General features: G+C 49.2%; 21 protein-coding genes and 1 riboswitch. Of the genes, 18 read left to right on the forward strand and 3 right to left on the reverse strand.

Annotated elements, in window-relative coordinates:
* Positions 1–47 precede the first annotated feature (47 nt).
* The 13 genes from purE (at position 48) to MZO40_RS06960 (ending at position 13,369) form a co-directional block, all read left to right on the forward strand.
* Complete coding sequence (gene purE, locus MZO40_RS06900) at positions 48–530, forward strand: 5-(carboxyamino)imidazole ribonucleotide mutase (protein ID WP_050339689.1); 483 nt, start codon at positions 48–50, stop codon at positions 528–530.
* Positions 514–1,644, forward strand: coding sequence for a 5-(carboxyamino)imidazole ribonucleotide synthase (purK, locus tag MZO40_RS06905; protein ID WP_105961419.1), 1,131 nt, complete (start codon positions 514–516; stop codon positions 1,642–1,644). The genes purE and purK overlap by 17 nt, the downstream gene beginning before the upstream one ends.
* A gap of 2 nt (positions 1,645–1,646) precedes the next feature.
* Positions 1,647–2,378: a phosphoribosylaminoimidazolesuccinocarboxamide synthase gene (purC, locus tag MZO40_RS06910; protein WP_105961420.1), complete on the forward strand. Its 732-nt coding sequence runs from the start codon at positions 1,647–1,649 to the stop codon at positions 2,376–2,378.
* 1 nt (position 2,379) lies between these two features.
* The gene (gene purS, locus MZO40_RS06915; RefSeq protein WP_021337683.1) at positions 2,380–2,634 is read left to right on the forward strand and encodes a phosphoribosylformylglycinamidine synthase subunit PurS; all 255 of its coding nucleotides are present in this window, start codon (positions 2,380–2,382) and stop codon (positions 2,632–2,634) included.
* Positions 2,634–3,314 (forward strand): phosphoribosylformylglycinamidine synthase subunit PurQ, encoded by a 681-nt coding sequence (gene purQ / locus MZO40_RS06920; protein ID WP_252133186.1) that lies wholly within the window; start codon positions 2,634–2,636, stop codon positions 3,312–3,314. The genes purS and purQ overlap by 1 nt, the downstream gene beginning before the upstream one ends.
* On the forward strand, positions 3,307–5,526 hold the full coding sequence (gene purL / locus MZO40_RS06925; protein WP_105920727.1) for a phosphoribosylformylglycinamidine synthase subunit PurL: 2,220 nt from the start codon (positions 3,307–3,309) through the stop codon (positions 5,524–5,526). The genes purQ and purL overlap by 8 nt, the downstream gene beginning before the upstream one ends.
* The gene (gene purF / locus MZO40_RS06930; RefSeq protein ID WP_050339682.1) at positions 5,511–6,965 is read left to right on the forward strand and encodes an amidophosphoribosyltransferase; all 1,455 of its coding nucleotides are present in this window, start codon (positions 5,511–5,513) and stop codon (positions 6,963–6,965) included. Before purL ends, purF begins: the two co-directional genes overlap by 16 nt.
* The gene (gene purM / locus MZO40_RS06935; protein ID WP_105961423.1) at positions 6,962–7,987 is read left to right on the forward strand and encodes a phosphoribosylformylglycinamidine cyclo-ligase; all 1,026 of its coding nucleotides are present in this window, start codon (positions 6,962–6,964) and stop codon (positions 7,985–7,987) included. Before purF ends, purM begins: the two co-directional genes overlap by 4 nt.
* A complete protein-coding gene (purN, locus tag MZO40_RS06940; protein ID WP_105920729.1) occupies positions 7,980–8,558 on the forward strand; it encodes a phosphoribosylglycinamide formyltransferase in 579 nt (192 codons plus the stop codon). Before purM ends, purN begins: the two co-directional genes overlap by 8 nt.
* Before the next feature lies 1 nt (position 8,559).
* Positions 8,560–10,092: a bifunctional phosphoribosylaminoimidazolecarboxamide formyltransferase/IMP cyclohydrolase gene (gene purH, locus MZO40_RS06945; RefSeq protein ID WP_105961424.1), complete on the forward strand. Its 1,533-nt coding sequence runs from the start codon at positions 8,560–8,562 to the stop codon at positions 10,090–10,092.
* Between the two features lie 17 nt (positions 10,093–10,109).
* The gene (gene purD / locus MZO40_RS06950) at positions 10,110–11,351 is read left to right on the forward strand and encodes a phosphoribosylamine--glycine ligase (RefSeq protein WP_105961425.1); all 1,242 of its coding nucleotides are present in this window, start codon (positions 10,110–10,112) and stop codon (positions 11,349–11,351) included.
* A 174-nt stretch (positions 11,352–11,525) separates the two neighbouring features.
* On the forward strand, positions 11,526–12,191 hold the full coding sequence (locus MZO40_RS06955) for a methionine synthase (protein WP_105961426.1): 666 nt from the start codon (positions 11,526–11,528) through the stop codon (positions 12,189–12,191).
* Positions 12,192–12,469: 278 nt separating this feature from the next.
* Positions 12,470–13,369: an NAD(P)H-binding protein gene (locus MZO40_RS06960; RefSeq protein WP_105961427.1), complete on the forward strand. Its 900-nt coding sequence runs from the start codon at positions 12,470–12,472 to the stop codon at positions 13,367–13,369.
* 169 nt (positions 13,370–13,538) lie between these two features.
* Here MZO40_RS06960 and MZO40_RS06965 read toward each other — a convergent pair whose 3' ends face one another.
* From MZO40_RS06965 to MZO40_RS06975, 3 genes are all read right to left on the reverse strand, one after another.
* Positions 13,539–14,822, reverse strand: a complete 1,284-nt coding sequence (locus MZO40_RS06965) for an NCS2 family permease (RefSeq protein WP_088770904.1) — start codon at positions 14,820–14,822, stop codon at positions 13,539–13,541.
* Positions 14,823–15,166: 344 nt separating this feature from the next.
* Complete coding sequence (locus tag MZO40_RS06970) at positions 15,167–16,510, reverse strand: nucleobase:cation symporter-2 family protein (RefSeq protein ID WP_003639430.1); 1,344 nt, start codon at positions 16,508–16,510, stop codon at positions 15,167–15,169.
* Between the two features lie 59 nt (positions 16,511–16,569).
* Positions 16,570–16,668, reverse strand: a riboswitch (purine riboswitch).
* 101 nt (positions 16,669–16,769) lie between these two features.
* A complete protein-coding gene (locus tag MZO40_RS06975; RefSeq protein ID WP_088770905.1) occupies positions 16,770–18,359 on the reverse strand; it encodes a PucR family transcriptional regulator in 1,590 nt (529 codons plus the stop codon).
* Between the two features lie 1,355 nt (positions 18,360–19,714).
* On the opposite strand from MZO40_RS06975, the gene pyrR reads away from it, so the two are divergent.
* The 5 genes from pyrR (at position 19,715) to carB (ending at position 26,894) form a co-directional block, all read left to right on the forward strand.
* Positions 19,715–20,257 (forward strand): bifunctional pyr operon transcriptional regulator/uracil phosphoribosyltransferase PyrR, encoded by a 543-nt coding sequence (pyrR, locus tag MZO40_RS06980; protein WP_003639428.1) that lies wholly within the window; start codon positions 19,715–19,717, stop codon positions 20,255–20,257.
* A gap of 145 nt (positions 20,258–20,402) precedes the next feature.
* Entirely contained in the window at positions 20,403–21,338 is a 936-nt protein-coding gene (locus tag MZO40_RS06985) for an aspartate carbamoyltransferase catalytic subunit (protein WP_105961429.1), read from the forward strand.
* A gap of 3 nt (positions 21,339–21,341) precedes the next feature.
* Positions 21,342–22,634, forward strand: a complete 1,293-nt coding sequence (locus tag MZO40_RS06990; protein ID WP_105961430.1) for a dihydroorotase — start codon at positions 21,342–21,344, stop codon at positions 22,632–22,634.
* The gene (locus MZO40_RS06995) at positions 22,631–23,725 is read left to right on the forward strand and encodes a carbamoyl phosphate synthase small subunit (protein ID WP_050339665.1); all 1,095 of its coding nucleotides are present in this window, start codon (positions 22,631–22,633) and stop codon (positions 23,723–23,725) included. The genes MZO40_RS06990 and MZO40_RS06995 overlap by 4 nt, the downstream gene beginning before the upstream one ends.
* Positions 23,718–26,894 carry a carbamoyl-phosphate synthase large subunit gene (carB, locus tag MZO40_RS07000; protein WP_252133187.1) on the forward strand — a complete coding sequence of 1,059 codons (3,177 nt, stop codon included), beginning with the start codon at positions 23,718–23,720 and terminating at the stop codon, positions 26,892–26,894. Before MZO40_RS06995 ends, carB begins: the two co-directional genes overlap by 8 nt.
* The last annotated feature ends 29 nt before the right edge of the window (positions 26,895–26,923 follow it).

A 26,923-nucleotide genomic window follows, 5' to 3' on the forward strand; every position in this document is an offset into this window, starting at 1 on the left:
CGGCTGGTTGCTAAACTAATGGTGAAAACAGAGAAAGAGGGATCGTGATGGCAAAAGTTGGGTTAGTGATGGGATCAATTTCGGATTGGCCAACGATGCAATTGGCCGCCGAACGGTTAACAGCAATGGGTGTTTCGTACGAACGCCACGTCATTTCGGCACATCGGATGCCGCAGACGTTGCAGACGTACGGCGAACAGGCTGCTGAGCGGGGACTACAAGTCATTATTGCGGGTGCCGGTGGAGCGGCTCATCTTCCTGGAATGTTGGCTGCCAATACCGTCCTTCCAGTTATCGGGGTGCCAATTAAGACGAAGGCGTTGAACGGGGTCGATTCATTACTCTCAATCGTTCAAATGCCAGCGGGGGTTCCCGTAGCCACGATGGCAATCGGAGAGGCTGGTGCCAAAAACGCCGCTTTGATGGCCGCTCAAATTATTGGGCTACGCGAGCCAGCAGTCCAACAAGCAATCAGTGATTTTCGAGACAAACAACGTCAGGAGGCTGAGCAAAGTGAACGCCAGTTTTAAACAGCCGATTTTACCACCAGCCACCATTGGCATCGTCGGTGGGGGGCAGCTTGGACAGATGATGACACTAAGCGCCAAAGCGATGGGCTATCAAGTTGGTGTCTTAGATCCGACGTCCAAAGCGCCAGCCGCTCAAGTCGCGGACTTTCAAATTGTTGCGGCTTATGATGACGAGGCCGCCTTACTCGATTTAGCGCGGCGGAGTGATGTGTTGACCTATGAATTCGAGAACGTTGATGAGACGGCCTTGAAGGCGGCTCAAGCATACGCCCAATTACCACAGGGAACCGAATTACTGCATATTACGGGTGACCGGCTGAACGAAAAACAATTCTTACATGACCATGGCATTCCAGTCACACTATTTGCACCAGTCAATGACCGTCAATCCTTGAATTACGCGTTAAACCGGGTCGGCACCCCAGCCATCCTCAAAACGGCGGCGGGCGGTTACGACGGCCACGGCCAAGCTGATTTAGCATCAACGACCATTACGCCGGAAGCGGAAGCACTGCTCGCCCATCCTTGTATTTTGGAAGCACGACAGGAATTTCAGACGGAAGTTTCGATGATGGTGACGCGCAGTGCAGCGGATGTCGTGACGACCTTCCCACTCGTTGAAAACCAACATCAACATCATATTCTGCACACCACGATTGCCCCGGCGAACGTGCAAGCTAGTGTCCACGCCGCTGCGCGTAAAATCGCGGTTTCAATTGCTGAGGCACTTGAATTAAGAGGGGTTCTCGGCATCGAATTCTTTGTCTTACCAGATGACACTTTAATTGTGAATGAGTTAGCGCCGCGACCCCATAACTCGGGCCACTATACGATTGAAGCTTGCAATATTTCGCAATTTGAAGCACATATTCGTAGCATTTGTGGGTTACCGATTCCCGCTGTGGTCCAGACTAGTCCGACAGTGATGCGTAACTTACTGGGCGATGATTTGACACTTGCTCGGCAGCAGTTGATCAACCATCCCGAATGGCATTTTCATGATTACGGCAAGGCGGCGATCAAGTCGCAACGGAAGATGGGCCACGTCACCGTGTTAAATCACAATATTGACGCAGCATTGGCATCAGTTTCAATTCTGAAAGGGGAACAATGAGTATGACGGCAGCGATTGAAAAAGAAACGTTATTATACACGGGTAAAGCGAAGGAAATGTATACCACTAACGATCCAGAAATCCTCTGGGTCGAATACTTAGATCAGGCGACGGCGCTGAATGGCAAACGGAAGGTGCCAATCGATCAAAAAGGTCGTTTGAATAATCGAATCTCCAGCTTAATTTTCAAAGATTTAGCTGCGCATGGAATTCCCAATCACTTTATTGATCAACCAACTGATTACGTTCAGCTAGTTAAACGGGTCACGATGATTCCGTTAGAGACCGTCGTTCGTAATGCGGCTTCAGGTAGTTTTGAACGGAGATTTGCCGTGGCCCACTTGACGAAATTCCCTGAACCGGTGTTGGAATTCTTCTACAAGAGTGACGCGCTCGATGATCCCTTTATCAATGACTCACAAATTCACGCGTTAAATATTGCCACTCCAGAAGTGGTCGCGGAAATCAAGCGTCAAGCCTTGCAGGTCAATCAGCGGTTAACGACTATTTTTGCGGCGATGGGCGTTCAATTGGTTGATTTTAAAATCGAATTTGGTTTAACAGCAGCGGGTGACGTGTTGCTCGCAGACGAAATTTCACCAGATAGTTGTCGATTAGTTGATCTGAAGACCGGTGCCTCGTTGGACAAGGATGTCTTTCGTAAGAACTTAGGCGACTTAACGTCGGTATATCAGGAAGTGTTAGCACGGTTAGTGACCGTCGAGGAGGATTAACATGTACTTAGTAAAAATCTATGTCACCTACAAACAATCAATCTTGGACCCCAAGGGCGAAGCGATTCACGATGCCTTGCACCGGCTGGGGTATACGAATGTTGCGGATGTCGAGCTCGGTAAATATTTCGAAGTCAAACTTGAAGCTGACGAACGGCCAATCGAAGCTGAAGTCGATGAAATGTGTGACCGGTTGTTAGCTAACGTCAATATGGAGACGTACCGTTACGAAATCACCGAGATGGAGGCCCTGTAATGATGAAATTTGCCGTACCAGTCTTTCCTGGTTCGAACTGTGACCACGATATGGTCAACGCTTTGCGTGATGTCTTAAAGGTTTCGGCGGATTTGATCCCAGCAACTGCAACTTCGCTAGCAGGTTACGATGCCGTCGTTTTGCCCGGGGGCTTCTCGTACGGTGATTACTTGCGTAGCGGTGCGATCGCCCGCTTTGCGCCAATCATGGCAGCGGTGATTGAATTCGCTAACGCCGGCAAACCGGTTATTGGTATTTGCAACGGTTTTCAAGTACTGACTGAAGCGGGTTTATTGCCGGGCGCACTCCAGTCTAACCGCTCCGCCAAGTTTATTTGTCAAGATAGTCCCTTAAAAATCGTTAATGGGGATACGGCCTTTACGCGAGCGTATGGCGCAACGACTGAAATTACGCTGCCGATTGCCCATGGCGAAGGCAACTATTATTGTGATGAGGACACATTGGCACAATTACGCGCGAATCACCAAATCGTCTTTGAATACGTCGATAACTCGAATGGGAGTACCGCGAACATCGCCGGCATCACCAATCAGGCCGGTAACGTGCTCGGTATGATGCCGCATCCAGAACGGGCAGTTGAAATGATTTTAGGGTCAACGGATGGTTTAGGACTATTCCAATCAATTATCACGAGTCAAGAGGAGGTCGCCCATGCTTAAGAAGCAACCATTATCACCCACGGATGTCCGTGATTCAAAAGTCTATCGGGACTGGGGATTGACTGATGCGGAATATCAGATGCTGACCGATGACGTGCTGGGGCGGTTGCCTAACGAAACTGAAACGGGACTGTTTTCTGGCATGTGGAGTGAACATTGTTCTTATAAAAATTCCAAGCCGGTCCTGAAAAAATTCTGGACGCAAGGTGAACAAGTTCTGGAAGGCCCTGGTGAAGGTGCCGGAATCATCGACATTGGTGACGGTCAAGCCGTGGTGTTCAAAGCAGAAAGTCACAATCATCCGTCCGCAGTCGAGCCTTATGAAGGTGCAGCTACCGGTGTCGGTGGGATCATTCGCGACATCTTCTCGATGGGCGCGCGTCCAATTGCCTTACTCGATAGCTTGCGTTTTGGTGAACCGACTGATGCACACACGAAATATTTGATCTCACAGGTCGTTGCCGGAATTGGCGGTTATGGCAACTGTATCGGGATTCCAACGATTGGTGGCGACACGGTCTTTGATTCGAGTTACCAGAAAAATCCGTTAGTGAACGCGATGTGTGTCGGCATTCTTAATCAGGCTGATATTCAAAAGGGACAAGCAACTGGGATTGGCAACGCCGTAATTTATGTCGGCGCCAAGACCGGCCGCGACGGTATCAATGGGGCGTCTTTTGCTTCTGCGGAATTCAATGATGCCAATGAAACCCAACGTTCAGCGGTCCAGGTCGGTGATCCGTTCATGGAAAAACTGTTGATGGAAGCTTGTCTGGAAGTGATTCATGACCACGCCGACGTGTTGATTGGCATTCAAGATATGGGTGCTGCTGGATTAGTTTCATCTTCGGCTGAAATGGCGTCGAAGGCCGGCAGTGGGTTAACGCTTAACCTGGATTTAGTGCCGCAACGTGAAACGGGTATGACGCCGTTTGAATTGATGCTCTCTGAATCACAGGAACGGATGCTGCTGTGTGTGAAGGCTGGGGCCGAAGCGGAGATCTATCAAGTCTTTGAAAAATATGGTCTGGACGCGGTCACAATCGGTAAAGTGACGGATGGTCATCAGTATCAATTATTCCACCATGGTAAGTTAGTAGCGGATGTGCCCGTCGATGCACTCGCAACCAAGGCCCCCGTTTATCAACGAGAAAAGAAGCGGCCGACACGCTTGAACCATCAGAGTCATCATCAATTTATGCCCCGAATCGTTGACGCGACGGGGACGCTGAAGAAAATGCTCCAGCAACCCACGATTGCCTCCAAAGCGGTGCTGTATAACACTTATGACTCACAAGTGCAGACCAATACCGTTGTTAAGCCTGGATCAGATGCCGGTGTGATTCGGATTCGTCATACGGATAAGGCGTTAGCCATCACCACCGACGTAAATGGGCGTTACTTGTACTTGAACCCACGGGTCGGTGGCGAGATTGCGGTGGCGGAAGCTGCTCGTAATATCGTGGCTTCCGGTGGCCAACCATTAGGGATTACCGATTGCTTGAATTACGGTAATCCGGAGAAACCCGAACAATTTTACGATCTGGATGAATCTGCGATGGGGATTGCCCGGGCTTGCCAATTATTTAATACGCCGGTGATTTCCGGCAACGTGTCATTGAATAACGAGTCGAATGGGGAAGCCATCTATCCAACGCCGATGATTGGGATGGTCGGACTGATCAAGCACCAACGTGACATTACGACCAGTGACTTCAAGCACGCTGGCGATGCCGTCTACGTTCTCGGGACGACTGCTGCTGATTTTAACGGTAGTGAATTGCAAAAGATGCTAACTGGAACGATCAAAGGCGAGCTGTTCGACTTTGACCTGGTCACTGAGAATCGCAACCAGCGCTTGTTGTTGACGGCCATCCAAAAGGGCTTAGTTGCCAGTGCCCACGATGTCTCAGAAGGGGGCTTGATCGTCACCATTGCGGAATCTTGCTTTGGCCAGAATCTGGGGGTCGATTTAACGAGTAGTGAACCGGCAGCCAACTTCTTTGCCGAAACGCAATCGCGCTTTGTGATTTCAGTGACACCTGACCATCAAGCGGCATTTGAACAATTAATGGAACCCTACGTCACGTATCTTGGGAAAACGACGGACGCGGACCGGTTACTGGTCAAGACGGCCGACCAAGCATTTGATTTGAAAGTTAGTTTTGCCAAACAGTTGTGGGAAGGGGCTTTACCATGCCTACTGAAGTAAAAAGTTTGAATGAAGAGTGTGGGGTCTTCGGTGTTTGGGGTTCACCAGATGCCGCCCAGCTCACGTATTTTGGCCTCCACGCCTTGCAACATCGTGGTCAGGAAGGTGCCGGCATTACGGCTAATGACCATGGCAAGTTACGTACAGAGCGGGGGCTCGGATTATTAGCGGATGTTTTCCGTGATCCGCGGCGCCTCGAACAATTGACCGGACAAGCTGCTGTGGGCCACGTCCGTTACGCGACGGCCGGCAATCACGGATTAGAAAACATTCAGCCGCTGAGTTTTAATTTTAGTGATTCGCAGTTTGCACTTGCCCATAACGGTAATTTGACGAATGCGGTCACGTTGCGGCGGAACTTGGAACAAAACGGCGCAATTTTTCACGCTAGCTCTGACAGTGAGATTCTAATGCATTTGATTCGCCGCAGTCCCGCAGCAACTTTGACCGAACAAGTCAAGGATGCGCTACGTCAGATTCATGGGGGCTTTGCCTACTTACTCTTGACTAACGACCGTTTGATTGCGGCACTCGACCCGAATGGTTTGCGGCCGTTGGTAGTTGGACAACTGCCAACCGGGGGCTACGTAGTTTGCAGTGAAACATGCGCGTTAGATACGATTGGGGCAACTTTCGTGCAGGATGTGCAACCTGGTGAACTCCTGACGATCGACGATAATGGCCTCACCATCGACCATTACACGACCGATACGCAGTTAGCGATTTGCTCGATGGAATTTATTTATTTTGCGCGTCCGGATTCCGATATTCACGGCGTCAACGTGCATTCCGCCCGCAAACGAATGGGTGCTCGCCTGGCAGCGGAACAGCCCGTCGACGCGGACATTGTCGTCGGGGTGCCGAACTCGTCACTATCGGCCGCAACCGGTTACGCAGAAGCGAGTGGTTTACCTTATGAAATGGGCCTGATCAAGAATCAATATTCAGCGCGGACGTTTATTCAACCGACCCAAGCGTTGCGTGAACAAGGCGTGCGGATGAAACTCTCGGCGGTTAAAGGGGTCGTCGCGGGCAAACGGGTCGTCTTGATCGACGATTCGATCGTTCGTGGCACAACGAGTCGTCGCATCGTTAAATTATTGAAAGACGCCGGCGCCAAGTCAGTCCACTTACGGATTGCGTCGCCACCATTACGCTACCCTTGTTTTTATGGCATCGATATTCAGTCGACTAACGAACTGATTGCGGCGCAACAGACGATTGATCAAATGTGTACGACGTTTGGCGCGGATTCCCTGGGCTTTCTAAGTGAACAGGGTGTGATCGATGCCGTGGGGTTGGACACGACTGAACCATACGGTGGGCTGTGCATGGCCTACTTCAATGGCGATTATCCAACGGCACTGTATGATTACCAAGCCGAATATGATGCGGAGATTGCGCAATTACAAGCCAATCATGAAGGGGTGATCAAGTGAGTGATGCGTATAAGCGCGCTGGTGTGGATATTAACGCGGGCTATGAAGTCTTAAAGACGGTCAAGCAAATGAGTGGGAATGCACAATTGGGGGCTTTTGGGGGCTTATTCCCGTTAGATGCGAAGACAACTGGCAATGAACCAGTGCTGGTTGCGGGCACGGATGGCGTTGGGACCAAGTTACTAGTGGCGATTGCTGCTAATCAGCATACGACGATCGGTATTGACTTGGTGGCAATGTGCGTAAACGATATTTTGGCACAGGGCGCCACGCCGCAGTTCTTCTTGGACTATTTAGGTCTGGGACATACCGACCAGGCGCGCGTCAAAGCGATTCTTTCAGGCGTTGTCACGGGGTGTCAGCAGGCGCATACCGCACTAATTGGGGGCGAAACCGCTGAGATGCCGGATATGTACGGCGAACGACACTACGACTTAGCGGGTTTTGCTGTTGGTGTCGCGAATCGGGCAGACTTGTTGTCACCGACGAATGTCACAGTTGGCGACGTGTTGATTGGGTTACCATCTAACGGTTTGCATTCCAATGGTTTCAGCCTGGTCCGTGACATCTTATTCAAACAACATGACTATCAACTAACGACGGTCTTTGAAGAATTGGGACATGATTTGCAGACTGAACTACTACGGCCAACCACGATTTATGTCGATGCTGTTCAACCGTTATTACAGCAAAAGCTCATCGCAAGTATCGCGCACATCACGGGTGGTGGCTTGATTGAAAATGTGGCGCGGGCGTTACCAGCAGGCTTGAGTGCCCACTTGAAGCCAGAGACATGGCCGGTTCCACCGATCATGACGTTACTGGCGAAATTAGGCGACTTGACGACATCAGATTTGCGGTCGACCTTTAATTTGGGACTTGGGATGGTGCTCATCGTTCATCCCGAACAGGTGAATGCCGTGACGGCGAACTTGACGGCTAACCACCAAGCCTACTATCAGGTTGGAACGGTTCAAGCAGGGGATACTCCGGTCGTTTTCGAGGAGGCTAAGCATGCTTAAACAGATTGCCGTCTTCGCTTCTGGCAATGGCACGAATTTCGTTGCCCTACATCAAGCGATTGCTGCGAGACAACTACCGGCAACGATTGCGTTACTCGTTTGTGACCAACCGCAGGCACCGGTGATTGCCAAGGCGCGTGCGTTGCAAGTGCCAGTCCTCATCGTTGATTTTCATGACTATGCGAATAAGGCTGCAGCTGAGGAAATCATCCTCACGGCGCTACAGGCACGCCAAATCGACGCAGTTTTATTAGCCGGTTACATGCGGATTATCGGCGCAACCTTGTTGACCGCCTATCCGCATAAAATTATTAATCTTCATCCAGCGTTACTGCCTAAATTTCCTGGTCGTCATGGCATTGAAGACGCCTTTGCAGCTGGTGTCAGTGAGACTGGTGTGACGATTCATTATATTGATGCGGGCATCGATACCGGTCAAATCATCGCACAACGGACAGTTCCCGTTAAAAGTGATGATACGTTAGCGACTTTGGCAACTAGAATCCATGATTGTGAGCACCAATTTTATCCAGACGTTCTACAGACACTCATTAATGAAGGAGCAATTTAAAATGACAAAACGTGCGTTGTTAAGTGTTTCTGATAAGCAAGGATTAACTGATTTTGCGAAGGGGCTGGTCGCCTTAGACTATGACCTCATTTCGACCGGTGGGACTAAAAAAGCGCTTGAAGCTGCTGGTATCCCGGTTACTGGCATTGAAGCAGTTACCGGCTTTCCAGAAATGCTTGACGGTCGAGTTAAGACGCTCCATCCCAAGGTTCACGCAGGTTTGTTAGCGCGCCGCGATGTGCCCGCTCACATGGCCCAACTCGCTGAAGCAGGGATTGAACCGATCGACATGGTCGTCGTTAATCTATACCCATTTAAGGCAACGATTCAACGGCCAGAAGTGACTCAAGCCGAAGCTATCGAGCAGATTGATATCGGCGGTCCGTCCATGTTACGTTCAGCTGCTAAAAACTTTGCGGCCGTACTACCGATCGTTGATCCACGGGATTATGACCAAATTTTGGCAGCACTGCAAGCAGATGAAGTGACGCCAGAATTACGGCAGCGACTAGCGGCAAAAGTCTTCCAGCACACTGCGGCGTATGATGCCTTAATTGCGCAATATTTGACGACTGAAGAATTTCCAGAGAAACTGACGTTGACTTATGATAAAAAGCAGGCGCTACGGTATGGTGAAAACAGTCATCAACAAGCGGCCTTTTATGAAAATGCATTGCCAACCAACTTCTCGATTACTGGCGCGCAACAACTTCATGGTAAGGAGTTATCCTACAACAATATTAAGGATGCTGATGCCGCGTTGCGGATGGTCAGCGAGTATCAACAACCAGCCGTCGTCGCAATGAAACATATGAATCCATGCGGTGTTGGTCTCGGGACGACCATTGAAGAAGCGTGGGACAAAGCTTATGAAGCCGACTCCATCTCGATTTTCGGTGGCATTATTGCCTTAAACCGTCCCGTGGACTTAGCAACTGCTGAAAAAATGCACGCGCTCTTCTTAGAAATCATCATTGCACCAAGCTTCGATGACGATGCCTTTGCGGTCTTGGCGAAGAAGAAAAATCTGCGGTTAATGACGGTCGATTTTGACCAAGCCCACACCGCTGATAAATTCGAAACGATTTCAGTCGGTGGCGGCTTACTCCGTCAAGAAGTGGATGCTGCTTTTGAAACACCAGCTGATTTTACTGTCGTGACCAAGACCCAACCAACCGAAGCGCAACTGCAAGCGTTGGCGTTTGGCCAACAAGTGGTCAAGCACGTGAAGAGTAATGCGGTCGTCGTGACAACTGCGGACCGGACGCTCGGGATTGGATCCGGTCAAATGAACCGGATCGATTCGACTAAGATTGCGATTGAAAAAGCGATGTCTAAAGCTGGCTATGAAAATGCCATTTTAGCCTCTGATGCCTTCTTCCCGATGGATGACTGCGTGGAATATGCAGCCCAACACGGTATCCGGGCCATCGTTCAACCTGGTGGTAGTATTCGGGATAAAGATTCAGTCGCAATGGCAGACCGGTATGGCATCGCGATGGTCACAACTGGTGTGCGGCACTTCCGGCATTAATGAAAGGGGTGGCAAGGATGGCGAAAGTATTAGTTGTTGGCGGTGGTGGTCGTGAACACGCGATTGCTAAGGCGATGTTAGCAAGTCCACAAGTGGGTACGGTCTATTGTGCGCCAGGTAATCCCGGCATGGTCGCGGATGGGATTCAAACAATCGCGATTGATGAACTCGATTTCGCCGGATTGGCCGATTTTGCCCGCGCCAATCTAGTGGCAGTGACGTTTGTTGGTCCAGAAGTGCCCTTGGCAGCCGGTATCGTGGATTATTTTCAGGCAGCCGGGCTAGCCATTTTTGGCCCTAATCAAGCCGCGGCCCAACTAGAAAGTTCGAAAGTTTTTGCCAAAGACTTCATGCAACGGCACCAAATTCCGACAGCCGCTTATCAGCAATTCCACGAGCTCGCGCCAGCATTGGCTTACAGTCAGCAACAGTCATTACCTCAAGTTATCAAGGTCGATGGTCTGGCGGCTGGCAAGGGTGTAACGGTAGCGACGAGTTACGAGCAAGCTGCGACTGCACTGACCGATGCTTTTGAAAACAGCTCGACGGTGCTGATTGAAGATTATGTCGATGGGTTTGAATTCTCACAGATGGTCTTGGTCGGCGGAGATCGCTATGTCCTATTACCGACGGCGCAAGACCATAAACGACTTCAGGACCATGACCGCGGCCCCAATACGGGCGGCATGGGTGCTTATTCGCCAGTGCCCCAAATTACGCCGGCCATTATCCAGCAGACGGTTACCACGATCGTCGAACCGACGATTGCTGGTTTGAAGGCAGACGGGTTGAGTTTTGAAGGCGTGATTTACGTCGGTGGCATTTTGACGGCTGACGGTGTTCAAGTGATTGAATATAATCTGCGGCTCGGTGACCCGGAGACTCAAATCCTCTTACCACAATTACAAAGTGATTTCTATCAAGTCATCGTTGATTTGCTTCAGCATCGGCAACCACATGCTGAATGGCAAACGGTATCCAGTTACCTTGGTGTCGTGTTGGCGGCACCAGGTTATCCTGGAAAAGCCCAAGCCGGTGTGCCAGTCCCCACTTTAGCCGGGGCAGATTACGCGAGTGTTGCCGGTACGCCTGACCAACTAGTGAGTGCGGGTGGCCGGGTCATGATGGTGACGGCCAGTGCCGCTAGTCTGGCAGGCGCACAAAAGGCTGTTTATCGACAAATTAATCAACTGGCTGTCGGTGACCTGATTTATCGCCATGATATTGGGGCTAAGGGGATTGCGGCAACCACTGATTAGTGCTTGACAATCACGGCGTTCCATTCTATGCTTAACCCATTACTTAAATTCGACATTAAATTAAGGGTTGGGTGCGTCATGCCAATCTTGAAATCATCCTTTTTTAAGCAGAATTAAAAGGGATGATTTTTTATTTTTGAACGATCGACAACCAGTTTTGGAGGCTAGGCTTGCATGGAAATTGGAACCTTGATGGCAATGGTAAAGCGACACGTCCGGCAACGGCAAGCGACAGTCAGAAGGCGGGGACAGTTGCGCCGTCACATCACCATGTCCACGATCAGTGCAGCTGGATTTAGTAAGATTGAGGATGCCATTTTTATTGAGCAACTGAAAAAGCCGAATAATAACGCTAGAATTTGCCCTAATAATTGGTGGCATCTCAACTTTTTCTGGGAATTACAAGGGATCAGTCGAACGTCGGCCGCCCAGGTGCCCGCGTTGTCTTTGAATGGCAAAATCAGTGGCATCAATCATCCAGCCGTCGCACATTTTGAATTCATGCGTGAGCAAGTGAGTGATGGCGACGCCGATAAACAAATTTTGCCAGCACCAGCCCTATGTTTGGCTGAGCTCAAACGTCCGGATAATGCGGTGGCCGTTAGTCGCGTCTATCAATCAGATACTGAGCTCGTTCATGACTTAGCCAGCGCGTACCATCAAATCATGACTGACTTATACCACGCCGGTGCCCGTCGGATTCAGCTGAACAACGGGCACCAGTCTTCGGATAAAATTACCGAACTCAGTGCGCAAGTCAGTCGTGAAGCTGTTCAGAATTTACCGGCCGATTTATGTGTGAACTGGCACGTGGCCCAGGGGCACTATTATTCGGCGTAAGCGCTGGTAATGGGGTGCTTGAACCGATTGGAAGTGAGACTGGTATTCAACGGTTGGTGAGTTGATCATAACTGCAGAATAATGATAATAGTGCGCGCGACTGAGGTATTTGCTTTTGGTCGCGCGCACGTTTTGATTATCACTGATTCTGGTTTGTCGTGTGAAGCCGATTGTTGGATAGGCACTGGCAGCCCCAGTGATTGACTGTGTTTTGGTGAACTTTTATAATCATTAAGAGATTTAAAAACGATGAAGACGAGAGTAGAGGATTAGTACAGATGAAAATTGTTTTAACTGGCTCATTAGGTCGGATCAATCAAACTTTGGTGCCCAAGTTGGCGCATGCCGGGCATGACGTGACGGTCATCAGTCATAATGCTAGCCGTAGCGGACTGATTAAGGTCTTTCGGGCGACCCCCGCAATCGGGAGCATTACGGATGAGGCCTTTTTAACGCAAACGTTTAAGGACGCGGACGTGGTTTACTTGATGTTGACCGGCATCATGGCGAGTGAGGATATTTATGCCGCTGCGACCCAGCAAGCCGAAACTTACGCGGCGGCGATCAAGGCGGCTGGTGTTAAACGGGTCGTCAACTTGAGTAGTGTGGGGGCCGACTTGGGTCCTGAGGTCGGGTCGCTTTATATGTATCACTTAATTGAACAAACACTGATAACTGCTTTGCCGGACGTAGACATCACGTTCATTCGCCCAACTGCGATGTATTACAATTTATTGAGCAGCGTGCCAACCGTTCGCAAGAGTCATCGTATTTATACCAATGCCAGCCTAGAGGTCAAAAACGTTTGGGTGGCACCCATCGATGTGACGACCGTTCTGATTCAAGCGCTGACGAAACCGACAGCGGGGCAAACAGTGACTTACGTGGCCAGCGATGAGCAGACTTACTTAGAAGTGGCGTCAGCACTTTCTAAGACGCTCAAAATGCCAGATTTGCGGGTCTCACAAGTGCCAGATGAAGTGATGCAGGATCATCTGATTACGGCTGGTGCACCCGCAGCCTTTGCGCGAGAATATGTCAAAACGGTGGCCTACCAACGCGATCACGATTTTTATGCGGATTACCGCGCCCATCAACCGCGTTTAGGTGAGGTTAAGATGGCGGATTTTGCGCAGGTGTTCGCTGAAGATTATCGTAATCGACAGGTCATTAAGTAACTATCGGGCTCAGAAGTTAACTGTGGTTGTCATTTGGACAAGGACGATCTGACTTCATTTAGCTTGTCGCCAGTAAAATAATTGAAAAGCTGAGTGGTGAAATCGAAGACGATTTTCACCACTCAGCTTTTTAATTGACCATCATATTGATGATGATGACGCGCTCAACCTAGGCCACAAAGGCAAAGTACAGGATGAAGACGACCATCATCGTCCACATCAGCGCGTTAACCTCACGCCAACGACCTTTGACCGTCATCGTGATTGGATAGAAGATAAAACCGACTGCTAATCCTTCTGAAATACTGTAGGTCAGCAGCATCATAATCATTGTGAAAAAGGCGGGGACGGCAATTTCAAACTTGGTCCAGTCGATGTATTGGACATTTGAAAGCATCAAAATACCAACGATAATTAGCGCGGACGCAGTAACGGCAGAAGTGATCACCGTTAAGACGGGTGAGAAGAAGGCCGCAATCGCGAAGAGCACAGCGACGAAGACTGACGACAAGCCGGTCCGAGCACCAACGGCCACGCCAGAAGTCGATTCTACGTAAGCGGTCGTTGGGGAAGTCCCAAAGATTGAGCCCAGCGTTGTTGCTAAGGCGCCACTAAATAGGGCTTTACCAACACCTTTGACTTCACCAGATTCTTTATCGACCATGCCGGCTTCAGTTGCGACACCGACGAGGGTTCCCGACGTATCGAAGAGGCCGATAATGAAGAAGGTCAATATAACGATAATCATTTGAAACGAGTTAATGTCACCGATATGTGTGATAGCCTGGCCAAATAATGGTTGCACGCTTGGAACACCACTGACGATTCCAGATGGCAGTGGGATAATCCCAAAAATCATCCCAACCGCGGCAGTAATAAACATACCCCAGAAAATACCACCGGTCACATTAGCGGTCACTAGCATGATGCCCACGATAATCCCAAAAATAGCGAGTAAGACGGTGGGATTATGCAAGTTACCCAGTGCGACGGCGTTTGACTTGTCCGCCACAATGATGCCAGAAGTCTGGAGTCCAGAAAAGGCAATGAATAATCCAATCCCGGCCGAAACGGCATACTTCAGTGCACTTGGAATTAAATTAATTAATTTATCACGCAACTTTGAGAGGGTTAATAGGATAAATAAAATCCCAGCGACGAAGACACCGGCCAGCGCCGTTTGCCACGGAATATGCCATTCTTGGACGACCGTGTATGTGAAGAAGGCGTTTAACCCCATACCAGGTGCGAGGGCAACGGGAAAGTTAGCGACTAGTCCCATTAACAGACAGCCACCGATCGCCGCCAGAACAGTCGCTGTAAAGACTGCAGTTTTATCCATCCCTGCGCTACCCAATAGTTCGGGATTTACAGCTAAAATGTAGGACATTGCTAGAAAGGTGGTTAGACCACCAATCAGCTCACGTCTGACAGAAGTGCGGTTTTCCCGCAAATGAAATAGATGTTCTAGAATAATGACCCACTCCTAAAATTAATAAAAAACTAACAATTCAACAATTGTCTAGTATAACATACTGATTTTTCAGGGAACAGGGGGAGTTGGTTTAGTCGTGAGTGGTCAAGCCACGGCACGTGAAGATTGGTGAACGAACATTTGGCTAATCGTACTGAAAGCATCGCGATGTCTCAGGCTACCGAGTTAGTATGCCGCAACTTTCAAGCGAACGCAAAAACGCCGTAAGAATCGGAAAATTCTTACAGCGTTGATTTTATTTATAATAATTATTCTTTTTGAACACGGTCGTCTCAGTCAAGTTAACGCTGAGTGAACGACAATTAGGAGTGTTGTTCGGCTTCGTTCAGGCCGACCGATTCGTCGTCGACTTTATTTTCAGCGGCGTGCCGATTAAAGAGCAAGTTCAAGCCAACTGCGGCTAAACTACCGACGACCACACCGTTACTTAACATGATCTGTAGCGCGTTTGGTAAGAATTGGAAGATGTTGGTTTCAACCGTGACACCTAAACCAAGGCCAATCGAAACGGCAGCGACCAACAAGTTGTTGTTATTGCGAAAATCAACTTGGGCTAACATCCGAATCCCTTGAATCCCAACGATCCCGAACATGACGACCATTGCGCCACCCAGAACCGGGTCGGGGATGATCGTTGCAAGTGCCCCAATTTTCGGCAACAGTCCTAGGATGACTAAGAATGCTGCTGAGAAGTAGATTGGCTTACGCGTTTTGACCCCAGATAATTGCACGACACCGACGTTTTCGGAGAATGTTGAATAGGGGAAGGTGTTGAAGAGCCCACCGAGGATAACGGCGATACCTTCTGCCCGGTAACCTCGTTTTAAATCTTCACCTTCGATTTTACGGCCAGTAATGTCACCTAATGCGAAGAAGACACCGGTCGATTCGACCATGGTCGTTAATGAGACCAGAATCATCGTCAAAATCGAGGACCATTCAAAGTGCGGTGCGCCAAAGTAGAAGAGCGTTGGGAGATGGAACCAGCTGGCTTCAGCGACGGGTTTGAGGGAGACCATTCCCATGGCACCCGCAATCAGTGTGCCGGCGAGAATCCCAATTAAAATTGAGACGGATTTCATGAACCCCCGGGCAAAGACGCTAATCAGTAAAATAATCGCAATCGTCAAAAAGCCAATACCCAGTGCCTGCAAGTTACCAAAGTTTTTGGCGGATGCATCGCCACCACCGAGGTTTTCAAAGGCGACCGGAATCAATGTGAATCCGATGATCGTAATCAGCGAACCAGTAACGACCGGTGGAAACAGGTTTTTAATCTTAGAGAATAGTCCGGCAATCAGAAAAATAAAAATACCGGCACCAATAATCGAACCATACATCGTCCCCAGTCCGTAAGTCTTCCCAATTTGAATCAATGGGTTGACGGCTTGAACCGCACAGCCTAAAACAACTGGCAATCCAATCCCAGTAAGGGGCGTTCGCTTGAGTTGCAGGAAGGTGGCAATCCCACACATGAAAATGTCGATTGAGACTAAGTAAGTCAATTGTTCTTGGCTAAAATGTAACGCTGCTCCAATCAATAGTGGGACCAGCACGTCACCTGAATACATGGCTAATAAGTGCTGAAATCCTAAAACCGCCGCCTTAATATTGGTAATCTTAGGTGATACGGATACTTCCTTCAAATCAATCTTCCTCTCTCGATTAAGCTGATTTGCCTATAAAAAAAGTCACCCCGGCAAACGGGATGACCTCGTTTGCTTATAGTCCAACCTTTACGGGGTTGGGTAGAAACTCGTCAACCATATTATGACATTATATAGGCAATTACCACTTATTTGAATGAAGCCCATTCTAGCACAGATGAAAACCGAATACAAATGTACCCGAATATATTAATGTTCGTGAAAACGTCATTTTCAATAAATTTAAAAATGTAAACGTTCACTTTTGCGACTGTTGATTATGCCAGAGGAGTACGGCCATCTCAAGGGTTTGGGTCTGTTCGGGATCGTCTAAATTCAGTGTCAACATTTTTTCAATTTTTTTGAGTCGATAGATGACCGTGTTCCGGTGAATATCCAAATGCCCGGCAACTTCCGCAATATTTTGGTGGTAGTAGAAGTAGCCGTATAACGTGTTCAATAAATTTAATTGTTCGTTGGCACTAACGCCGCCGACCAGGCCACCTAAGACGCGTTCCACGAATGAGCGGGCTTCGTTTTGCGGAATCAACGAGATCAATTCCTTCACGTATTTAGGCCGATAAATCGTGACAGCGTGCGGACTATTTTTACTGAGGGCGAGAGCCTCGGCCGCTTCGTTATAAATCGTGGCCAGTTCGGTCAGTGGGAGCGTTGAATAGCTGTAGCCCGCAATCAAGCGACTTTGTTTATCGAGCTTCGGCTGAATGAACTCGACCAGCGCTGTTAAAAAGTGTTGGGCGTTTTGTTCATCGTTGATTAATAAGACAAGTTGCTGCTTTAATGAAAAAACGATGACGGAAGCTTGGTATTCTTTAATAAACCACAGTGTTAACTGCTGCACCTGTTCCAACAGATGATTGCTCAGTAAAGGTTGGTGGTTAGTGGTGACTAGAATAGCCGCACAGCGGAATTTAGTTTGTGGGTCGATCTGCTGAGCTTTCAGAGTCTTGTTGATCAGGTCATTAGAGATACCGCCGTCCATCACGTTTAAGTAGAAGCCACTGAGGTTACGAAAGGCAGATTCATTTAACATGTCAACGCGACTATTGACGAAGCTCAGCGTATTAAGCGCCACTTGGGTCAGCATTTGGTCCGTCGAGTTGGCGGGGTCTAAGTCTAAGATGCCGACAAAGGCCTTATTTTCTTTATAAGCCGAAAAGAGTGGCATAATGGTCAAATCATTAGTTTGATAGGGGATTGTGACCCGCGTGTTCAAGTTGAAATAATCAATATCGGTCTGATTGCGTAAGAAGTCTGTCAAGGTACTGCGCGTCATTGGCAAATCTTGAGATGCACTGACGACCCGGAAATGGCTGTCCATCAAAAAGATGGGGTGGTGAATCAACTCACGACACTTGTTTAAGACCGTTGTATCGGTTGGGTCTTTGAGCAATAAGTCAGCTAGCGTCTGGTTGGCAGTTACGATGCGACTCAGTTCATCTGTTTGTGATTTTAAAATGATACTGAGCATTTTACGCATGGTTTCAGAGATCAGTTCATCGCCGGGTGTGATGATGATGGGAACCGCCAATTCATCCGCTAATTCAATCACGGCCTTGGGTAGATGGTCGACGTAGCGGTGATCCTTGAATCCGAGTCCTGCACAATTAGCATCATGCATCGCTTGAATCAACGTTGACGGGGCCGTCGCTGATTGTGTAAACGGGTAGCCGTTGGTAATCAAAAACTGGCCGCTCGTCAAATAGTTGGCGATATCTGGCGACTCAATCATTCCGATATTACTAATTTCACGTTTGAGACCGCGTTCACCCGCAATGACCCGCATCGCATGCATGGATGGTGTTTGTAAAAGTGTTTGTAAACGCATAAAAAGTCCCCCTAAAATTAGTTATCTTTAACAAGTAGTATACCGATAATTTGGCAGTTTGACTATAATTAAATGAAAATAAGATTAAAAATAAATTAATCAGTCGATTAGTGATAGGGGTTATGCATTATGCGGGAGGTTAATTTGCGTTGAGGATGATTCAAACGTCAAATTCAAAAGCAGCCAGCTGAGGACCGCTGGAAGCAGTGCAGGTTTGCGTAAACTTTCGGTGGTAGCTGCGTCCTACACCGGCTTCCAGGCATTTCTGACAACGCTGGAACGCGATGGACACAGATTTAAGCCGAAAGCCCACGTCTTAAATACTGGTCTTCCACTAACCAAGCCGAAAACGCTTGCTAAGTGGAATTTCATCGCTGAGCATTGTCAGAAACGCCCTCCACCCGGGGATGGTGTTCGAAAGGCAGACATGTGCGGGGCCAACTTCTGATGAACTGGTTGTTGATTCCTGGTAGACAGTCATGTTGATATTCAACCGTCAGACCAGCTACCGGTAATACTAAGCTACTTGACTCGCGGTTTTAGACGATGAACGATAAGCACCACTGAACACTGTCAGAACTTTTTCCAACTTGTCTGAAATGATAACGGCTTAAATTTTAAATAAATAGCAATTTTGTCGACTCATCTTTCTAATCTCAAAACTAGTTGTTATTGGAATTAGTAAACAACCTTCAGAACATCTCATCGGCATTAAACTATCCGTAAGCAATTATTGATGTTGGCTCAAAGCATGCATGAAGGCTCAGTTTCCTAATATTTAGTGGGCAATTGCACCTAATTCGGTGGTCGTTCATCTGCCATTCGAGCGGCTTCCCGACTGTAGGGGCTGGCTGACAATGCTCAAGGGCGAAATTCTTCTTGTCCGGGTGGGTTTCCCGGGCTAGAAGAAGACTCGTATTTGAAATTGCGCAGTGGGCTTCTGCGTGAGTTCAAATCGATGTCCGCCCTGTTCCAGCGTTGTCAGCCAGCCCCGGAGGTCGGATTAGGGCGCGCATCGGCTGACGAACAGGAAACCAACTAACTAGCTCGTTTGTACCATGATTCATGACAATGGAACTTCCACAACACGCATCATCGCCGCCTTTTCACATAGACTTAATGAAAGTCGCTTAAATTGATTGGATAATTAACTGAACTTCATGGATTGCCCCTTGACAGTGGTAGTGGAGTTCGTTACACTTATTTCAATCAAACAAGCACCTTTAACTTAGTCCTGTGAGGCTAACAAGGGGAACGGTCATGTTAGGGTCTCCCACGCTTTTCGCAGGAAAACGGGGTGACCCTTTTTTCATCCCGTACCAAGGTGAAATTACAGAAATGGAGCTGACAAACTAATGGCACGAGAAGTCGTTGATGCAATGACCATGCGCCGTGCGCTGACGCGGATCACTTATGAAATTATTGAGCAGAACAAGGGTGTTGGTAACCTGGTATTTATCGGGATCAAGACTCGTGGGATTTTCTTGGCCCAACGGTTAGCCCAACGATTAAAACAGTTGGAAGGCGTTGACGTGCCAGTTGGTTCGTTAGATATTACGTTATATCGTGATGATCACCATGCCGTCGACGTGGCTGGACAAGCCAAGTTGAACGGTGCGGATATTCCGGTCGATATCAATGGCAAACACGTCATTTTAGTTGACGATGTGTTGTTTACAGGTCGGACAGTGCGGGCGGCGCTCGATGCGTTGATGGACCATGGACGTCCCGCTAAGATTTCTTTAGCCGTGTTAGTTGACCGTGGACATCGCGAATTACCGATTCGGCCTGACTTTATTGGTAAGAACATTCCAACCGCATTAGATGAACAGGTCAGTGTGGCCCTCGAAGAACACGATGGTCATGATGGGATTAGTATTGAAAAATTAGAAGAATGATTTAATTGAATATAACCATTTAATTGTTTCCAGAGAGGAACGAAACGGTTCGGTCATGCGTGACCACTTAATCGGAGTCTAGCCTCTTTGCAAACATTTTTGCGGAAGCTAGACTTTTTTTGCACACAAAGGAGACGGCAAAGCCATGAAAACGAGTCAAAACTTAGTCAGTGTCGAACAATTTAGTAATGAAGATGTGATGGCCTACCTGAAGTTGGCTCAGGCCTTTAAGAACGGGAAAACGATTGAATTAGCACGACCAACATTTGCCATGAATTTATTTTTTGAAAACAGTACTCGAACCCATACTAGCTTTGAAATGGCGGAACGACGCTTGGGCATTCAAGTGATTCCGTTTGACCCCAAGACCAGTTCGGTGACGAAGGGTGAAAGTCTACTTGATACGCTTAAAACGATTCAGGCGATTGGCGTAAATTTGGCCGTGATTCGCCACCCACGCGACCGCTACTATCAACCATTGCTTGACGCGGGACTCAGCTTGAGTTTGATCAACGCCGGTGATGGCAGTGGCCAACATCCGTCACAATCGCTGTTGGACATGCTGACGATTTTTGAAGAATTTGGCCATTTCGACGGCTTAAAGATTGCCATCGTCGGCGATTTAGCCCACTCACGGGTCGCACGTTCCAACATGGAATTGTTAACGCAGCTCGGCGCCAAAGTTTACTTTGGTGGTCCGCGTGAATGGTACGGCGCGGATTTTGCCCAATACGGGGAATATCAGGAGATGGATCAACTGGTCACGGAGATGGACGTCATGATGCTACTGCGGGTGCAACATGAACGACTGACTCAGGAAAATAATCAGGCGTTTGACGCCTCCGCCTACCATCAGGCGTATGGATTGACCAATGAACGGGCAGCGCGGATGCCGCAACACGCGATCATTATGCATCCGGCCCCCGTCAATCGCGGCGTCGAATTAGCGAGCGATTTAGTCGAAGCACCACAATCACGGATTTTCCAGCAGATGACCAATGGCGTCTATATTCGAATGGCGATGATTGCGACGGTGCTCGCGCATCAAGGCTTATTGTCAGCGACTCAAGTGGAGGCTTAACTCATGACGACATTAATTAAAAATGCGCAGATTTGGCAAGATGACCGATTACAGACGAACGATATTTTGATTGCGGATGGCCGAATCAAAGCCATTGGACAACAGCTGCACGACCAATTTGGACCAGCCGACCACGTGATTTGTGCCGACCAACATTTCGTCAGTCCTGGGCTAGTGGACGTTCACGTGCATTTACGCGACCCTGGTCAAACTGAAAAAGAAACGATTGCGACGGGCACTTTAGCGGCGGCCCACGGCGGCTTCACAACGGTGGGGGCCATGCCGAATGTTGACCCCGTTCCAGATACGCCAGAACGAGTGGCAACCATGGTCCAACGTAATCAACAAGAAGCCCACGTTCACGTCGCTCAGTACGCTAGCATTACGACGGGACGGACGAGTGAACAGCTCGTTGATTTTGCGGGCGTCAAGGCAGCCGGCGCCTTTGCGGTCAGCAATGACGGTTCGGGCGTTCAAACGGCGGGGACGATGTTTGCCGCTATGCAAGGCGCTGCGCAAGCGGGATTGCCCTTAGCGGCGCACGTTGAAGATGACTCGCTGTATCAACATGGCGTGATGAACGCTGGCCCAGTCGCGGAGCGTTTAGGCTTACCGGGCATCAACAACGTTTCGGAAGCCGCACAAGTCGCACGTGACGTGATGTTGGCAGAAGCTAGTGGCGTTCACTATCATGTGTGCCACGTTTCGACGGCCGAGAGTTTGCGCGTCATTCGAGCGGCTAAGCAGGCGGGCATCAATGTGACTTGCGAAGTTTCACCGCATCACTTACTACTCAGTGATACGGACATTACGATGGATAATCCAATGCTGAAAATGAACCCACCGCTGCGGTCACCTCAGGATCGTGCTGCGTTAATTGCGGGACTGCTCGATGGCACCATCGACATCATTGCGACCGACCATGCGCCGCATACGGACGCTGAAAAGACCGGGAGTATGAAAACGGCCGCGTTTGGCATTACCGGAATCGAAACGGCCTTTGCCACCATGTACACGGCTTTTGTGAAGACTCGGCTGCTCACACTCGGTCGGTTGATCGAGCTGATGAGCACGCGACCAGCTGAATTGTTTGGCTTGAAGGATGCTGGCAAGCTCGTCGTTGGCGCACCGGCGGACCTGACAATCATTGATTTGGACCATGAATACAAAATTGACGCGACCAGCATGTTATCGAAGGGCCACAACTCACCGTTTATCGGTTGGCCGGTCTATGGCAACGTCTTAATGACACTAGTCGACGGTCAGATGGCCTATGGAAAGGAACAACAAGCATGAAACGATATCTAGTACTTGAAGATGGCACGATTTACCCCGGCACGGGTTTCGGTGCGACCACCGCAACAGTCGGTGAATTGGTCTTTAACACTGGGATGAGCGGTTATCAAGAATCGATTACCGACCAGTCTTACAATGGCGAAATTTTGATGTTTACTTACCCATTGATCGGTAATTACGGCATCAATCGCGATGATCATGAATCCATCAAGCCAACGTGTAAAGGGGTCGTCGTTCACGAAGTTGCCCGCCGCGCTAGCAATTGGCGTAACGAACTCTCATTAGACGACTACCTGAAGCAAAATGATATTCCTGGCATCATGGATATTGATACGCGGGCGGTGACCAAGCATATTCGAACGAAGGGGGCCATGAAAGCCACCATCGTTGATAACGTCCTACCAGATACCGTTGAACGGCTCAAGGTCACGGAGCTCAATCGGGCGGTCGTCGCTCAGAGTTCCACCACCAATGCTTATCCGAACCCAGCGACGGGTCCCAACGTGGTCGTTGTGGACTTTGGTTTGAAACATTCGATTTTACGCGAACTGGCCAAACGTCAATGTAACTTGACAGTGTTGCCATACAACACGACCGCTAGCGAAATCATGGCTTTGAATCCGGATGGCGTGATGTTGACGAATGGCCCTGGTGACCCGAAAGACGTGCCGGAAGCCCTCGTGATGATTCGTGAAGTTGAGAAGCACGTGCCACTCTTCGGGATTTGTCTCGGCCACCAACTCTTTGCACTCGCGAATGGCGCCGATACGTTTAAGATGAAGTTTGGTCACCGCGGTTTTAACCATCCTGTTCGCGAGATTGCGACGGGCCGGATCGACTTTACCTCGCAAAATCACGGGTATGCCGTCGACCGCGAGTCTTTAGCGAAAACGGACTTGATGATCACCCATGAAGAAATTAATGATGGCACCGTCGAAGGCCTCCGTCATCGGGATTACGCCGCGTTTTCCGTGCAATATCATCCCGACGCTGCGCCTGGTCCACACGATGCTGACCACATTTTTGATGAATTTATTGATTTGATGGCCGCTAATCAAGCAGCCCGGAAAGGAAGCCAATTCAATGCCTAAACGGACGGATATTCATAAAATCATGGTGATTGGTTCAGGGTCAATCATTATTGGACAAGCTGCGGAATTCGATTACTCCGGGACTCAAGCTTGTCTGGCACTCAAGGAACTGGATTATGAAGTGGTGCTGGTCAACTCCAATCCGGCGACCATCATGACCGATAAAGAAATCGCGGACCAAGTATACTTGGAACCCATCACGTTGGAATTTGTGTCACAGATTTTGCGTAAAGAACGCCCGGACGCCATTTTGCCAACACTTGGTGGTCAACAAGGGTTGAACATGGCGATGGAATTATCGCAATCCGGCATTTTGGATGAACTGAAAATCGAATTGCTGGGGACGAAGTTGAGTGCGATCGATCAAGCCGAGGACCGGGAGCAATTCAAAGATTTGATGGCTGAATTACACGAACCCGTACCCGCTTCAGGCATCGCCCGGACAATTGACGAAGCCTTAGCGTTTGCGGACGAATCCGGTTATCCTGTCATTGTCCGGCCAGCCTTTACCATGGGTGGGACTGGGGGCGGAATCGCCGAAAATCCGCAACAGTTACACGACATTGCCGAGAACGGCTTGGCCTTATCGCCAGTCACCCAAGTGTTAATCGAACAAAGTATCGCCGGTTATAAGGAAATCGAATTTGAAGTGATGCGCGACGCCGCCGATAACGCGATGGTCGTCTGCAACATGGAAAACTTTGACCCTGTCGGCATTCATACGGGGGATTCAATCGTGTACGCGCCGGTGCAAACCTTAGCCGACCGCGAAGTTCAGATGTTACGGGATGCGGCCTTAAAGATTATCCGGGCACTAAAAATCGAAGGTGGCTGTAATGTTCAGCTGGCTTTGGATCCGGAAAGTTATCAATATTATATTATTGAAGTTAATCCACGGGTCAGCCGCTCGTCAGCGCTCGCTTCAAAGGCGACCGGTTATCCGATTGCCAAGATGGCCGCTAAAATTGCGGTGGGACTGCATTTGGATGAAATCAAGAATCCGGTTACCGGGACGACCTATGCTGAGTTTGAACCGGCGTTGGATTACGTCGTCTGCAAAATTCCGCGCTGGCCATTTGATAAGTTCACGCATGCTGACCGACGTTTAGGGACTCAGATGAAGGCGACCGGTGAAGTCATGGCAATCGGCCGTAACATTGAAGAAGCCACTTTGAAGGCGGTTCGTTCACTTGAAATCGGCGTGCATCACGTCACGGAGCCAGCACTGGCAACGGTCGATGACGATGTCTTGAGTGACAAGTTGATTCATGCTCAAGATGACCGGTTATTCTATCTCACCGAAGCGATTCGGCGCGGTTATCCGATTGAAGAACTGGCGGAGCTGACGAAAATCAACGTCTTCTTCTTAGACAAATTGTTACACATCATCGAAATCGAACGGGAACTCCAAGCGCATGTTGATGACTTAGACGTTTTGACGGTTGCGAAGCGTAACGGCTTTGCGGACCAAACTGTCGCTGATTACTGGCACGAAACCATCGACCAGGTTCGTCAATTCCGACTAGACCATGATTTAGCCCCCGTTTACAAGATGGTCGATACCTGTGCGGGTGAATTTGCTTCAGAGACGCCGTACTACTATGGCACATACGAAACGGAAAATGAAAGCGTCGTGACGACTAAGCCATCCGTCCTCGTGCTCGGTTCGGGTCCGATTCGGATCGGTCAAGGGGTCGAATTCGATTATGCGACGGTCCATTCCGTTAAGGCGATTCAAAAGGCCGGCTATGAAGCAATCATCATGAACAGTAACCCTGAGACGGTTTCCACTGATTTCTCAGTATCCGACAAGTTGTACTTCGAACCGTTAACGATTGAAGACGTCTTAAACGTTGTCGAATTGGAAAAACCAGTCGGAGTCATCGTTCAGTTTGGTGGTCAAACGGCCATCAATTTGGCAAAACCACTGGCAGACCATGGCATCAAGATTCTGGGGACGAGTGTGGCGGATGTCAACCGGGCCGAAGACCGTGATGAGTTCGATAAGGTCATCAAGGCCTTGGAAATCCCACAACCAGCTGGTGATACCGCTAGTGATGAAGCGACTGCCTTAGCGATTGCCGACAAATTAGGCTATCCAGTCTTAGTGCGGCCAAGCTACGTGCTCGGTGGTCGGGCGATGGAAATCGTCAAGAAGCGGGCGGACTTAGATTATTACATGCATAATGCCGTTAAAGTCTCACATGACCATCCCGTTTTAGTGGATAGCTACTTGGTCGGTAAAGAGTGTGAAGTTGATGCGATTTGTGACGGTGAGACCGTCTTGATTCCAGGTATCATGGAACATATCGAACGCGCTGGGGTCCATTCCGGTGATTCGATGGCCGTTTATCCGCCACAGTCACTGTCCGCAGCGGTTCAAGCCCAAATTGTGGATTATACTGAAAAACTAGCGATTGCGCTCAACTGTGTCGGCATGATGAACATCCAATTTGTCATTCATGAAGAACAAGTTTACGTGATTGAAGTCAATCCGCGGGCAAGTCGGACGGTACCATTCTTGAGTAAGGTCACCAACATTCCGATGGCTCAAGTGGCCACTCGTGCGATTCTGGGACAATCCTTGACGGACCAAGGCTATCAAACTGGGTTAGTCACACCTGGTCGATTGGTCCACGTTAAGGCGCCGGTCTTCTCATTCTCCAAGTTGAACCGTGTCGACAGTTTACTCGGCCCAGAAATGAAGTCGACGGGTGAAGTCATGGGCAGTGATGTCACGATGGCCAAAGCCCTATACAAGGCGTTTGAAGCGGCCAAACTGCACGTCCCAAGTCATGGCAACGTCTTATTCACCGTTCGTGATGATGACAAGCCCGAAACAGTGGCACTTGCCCGGCGTTTCCACGCACTCGGCTATCAATTGTTGGCGACGCATGGGACCGCCAGCGCATTGACTGAACAGGGATTACCGGTCACCGTAGTCGATAAAATCGATAGCGGCGAGCACGATTTATTGCATCGGATGGAAGCCGGTGAGGTGCAAGTCGTCATCAATACGGTCTCAGATGAAGAACAGGCAGAAAATGATGGAACGCTGATTCGGAATACGTCAATCATGCATGGTATTCCGCTATTCACGGCACTAGATACGGTGGCTGCCATCCTACAAGTGCGCGAATCGCAATCATTTGTGACCCAAGCGCTATAACATCACCGGGCATTAGGACGCGTGTGATA

Origin of the sequence: Lactiplantibacillus sp. B652, assembly GCF_023806745.1 — a bacterium.
Classification (GTDB): domain Bacteria; phylum Bacillota; class Bacilli; order Lactobacillales; family Lactobacillaceae; genus Lactiplantibacillus; species Lactiplantibacillus pentosus.

What these genes read in the sequence shown, in the direction of transcription:
- purE (WP_050339689.1), top strand. Translation starts at nt 48, where the DNA reads ATGGCAAAAGTTGGGTTAGTGATGGGATCAATTTCGGATTGGCCAACG.
- purL (WP_105920727.1), top strand. Translation starts at nt 3,307, where the DNA reads ATGCTTAAGAAGCAACCATTATCACCCACGGATGTCCGTGATTCAAAA.
- purD (WP_105961425.1), top strand. Translation starts at nt 10,110, where the DNA reads ATGGCGAAAGTATTAGTTGTTGGCGGTGGTGGTCGTGAACACGCGATT.
- purC (WP_105961420.1), top strand. Translation starts at nt 1,647, where the DNA reads ATGACGGCAGCGATTGAAAAAGAAACGTTATTATACACGGGTAAAGCG.
- MZO40_RS06955 (WP_105961426.1), top strand. Translation starts at nt 11,526, where the DNA reads ATGGAAATTGGAACCTTGATGGCAATGGTAAAGCGACACGTCCGGCAA.
- purF (WP_050339682.1), top strand. Translation starts at nt 5,511, where the DNA reads ATGCCTACTGAAGTAAAAAGTTTGAATGAAGAGTGTGGGGTCTTCGGT.
- MZO40_RS06975 (WP_088770905.1), bottom strand. Translation starts at nt 18,359, where the DNA reads ATGCGTTTACAAACACTTTTACAAACACCATCCATGCATGCGATGCGG.
- purS (WP_021337683.1), top strand. Translation starts at nt 2,380, where the DNA reads ATGTACTTAGTAAAAATCTATGTCACCTACAAACAATCAATCTTGGAC.
- carB (WP_252133187.1), top strand. Translation starts at nt 23,718, where the DNA reads ATGCCTAAACGGACGGATATTCATAAAATCATGGTGATTGGTTCAGGG.
- MZO40_RS06990 (WP_105961430.1), top strand. Translation starts at nt 21,342, where the DNA reads ATGACGACATTAATTAAAAATGCGCAGATTTGGCAAGATGACCGATTA.
- purN (WP_105920729.1), top strand. Translation starts at nt 7,980, where the DNA reads ATGCTTAAACAGATTGCCGTCTTCGCTTCTGGCAATGGCACGAATTTC.
- purQ (WP_252133186.1), top strand. Translation starts at nt 2,634, where the DNA reads ATGATGAAATTTGCCGTACCAGTCTTTCCTGGTTCGAACTGTGACCAC.
- purH (WP_105961424.1), top strand. Translation starts at nt 8,560, where the DNA reads ATGACAAAACGTGCGTTGTTAAGTGTTTCTGATAAGCAAGGATTAACT.
- MZO40_RS06960 (WP_105961427.1), top strand. Translation starts at nt 12,470, where the DNA reads ATGAAAATTGTTTTAACTGGCTCATTAGGTCGGATCAATCAAACTTTG.
- pyrR (WP_003639428.1), top strand. Translation starts at nt 19,715, where the DNA reads ATGGCACGAGAAGTCGTTGATGCAATGACCATGCGCCGTGCGCTGACG.
- MZO40_RS06995 (WP_050339665.1), top strand. Translation starts at nt 22,631, where the DNA reads ATGAAACGATATCTAGTACTTGAAGATGGCACGATTTACCCCGGCACG.
- MZO40_RS06985 (WP_105961429.1), top strand. Translation starts at nt 20,403, where the DNA reads ATGAAAACGAGTCAAAACTTAGTCAGTGTCGAACAATTTAGTAATGAA.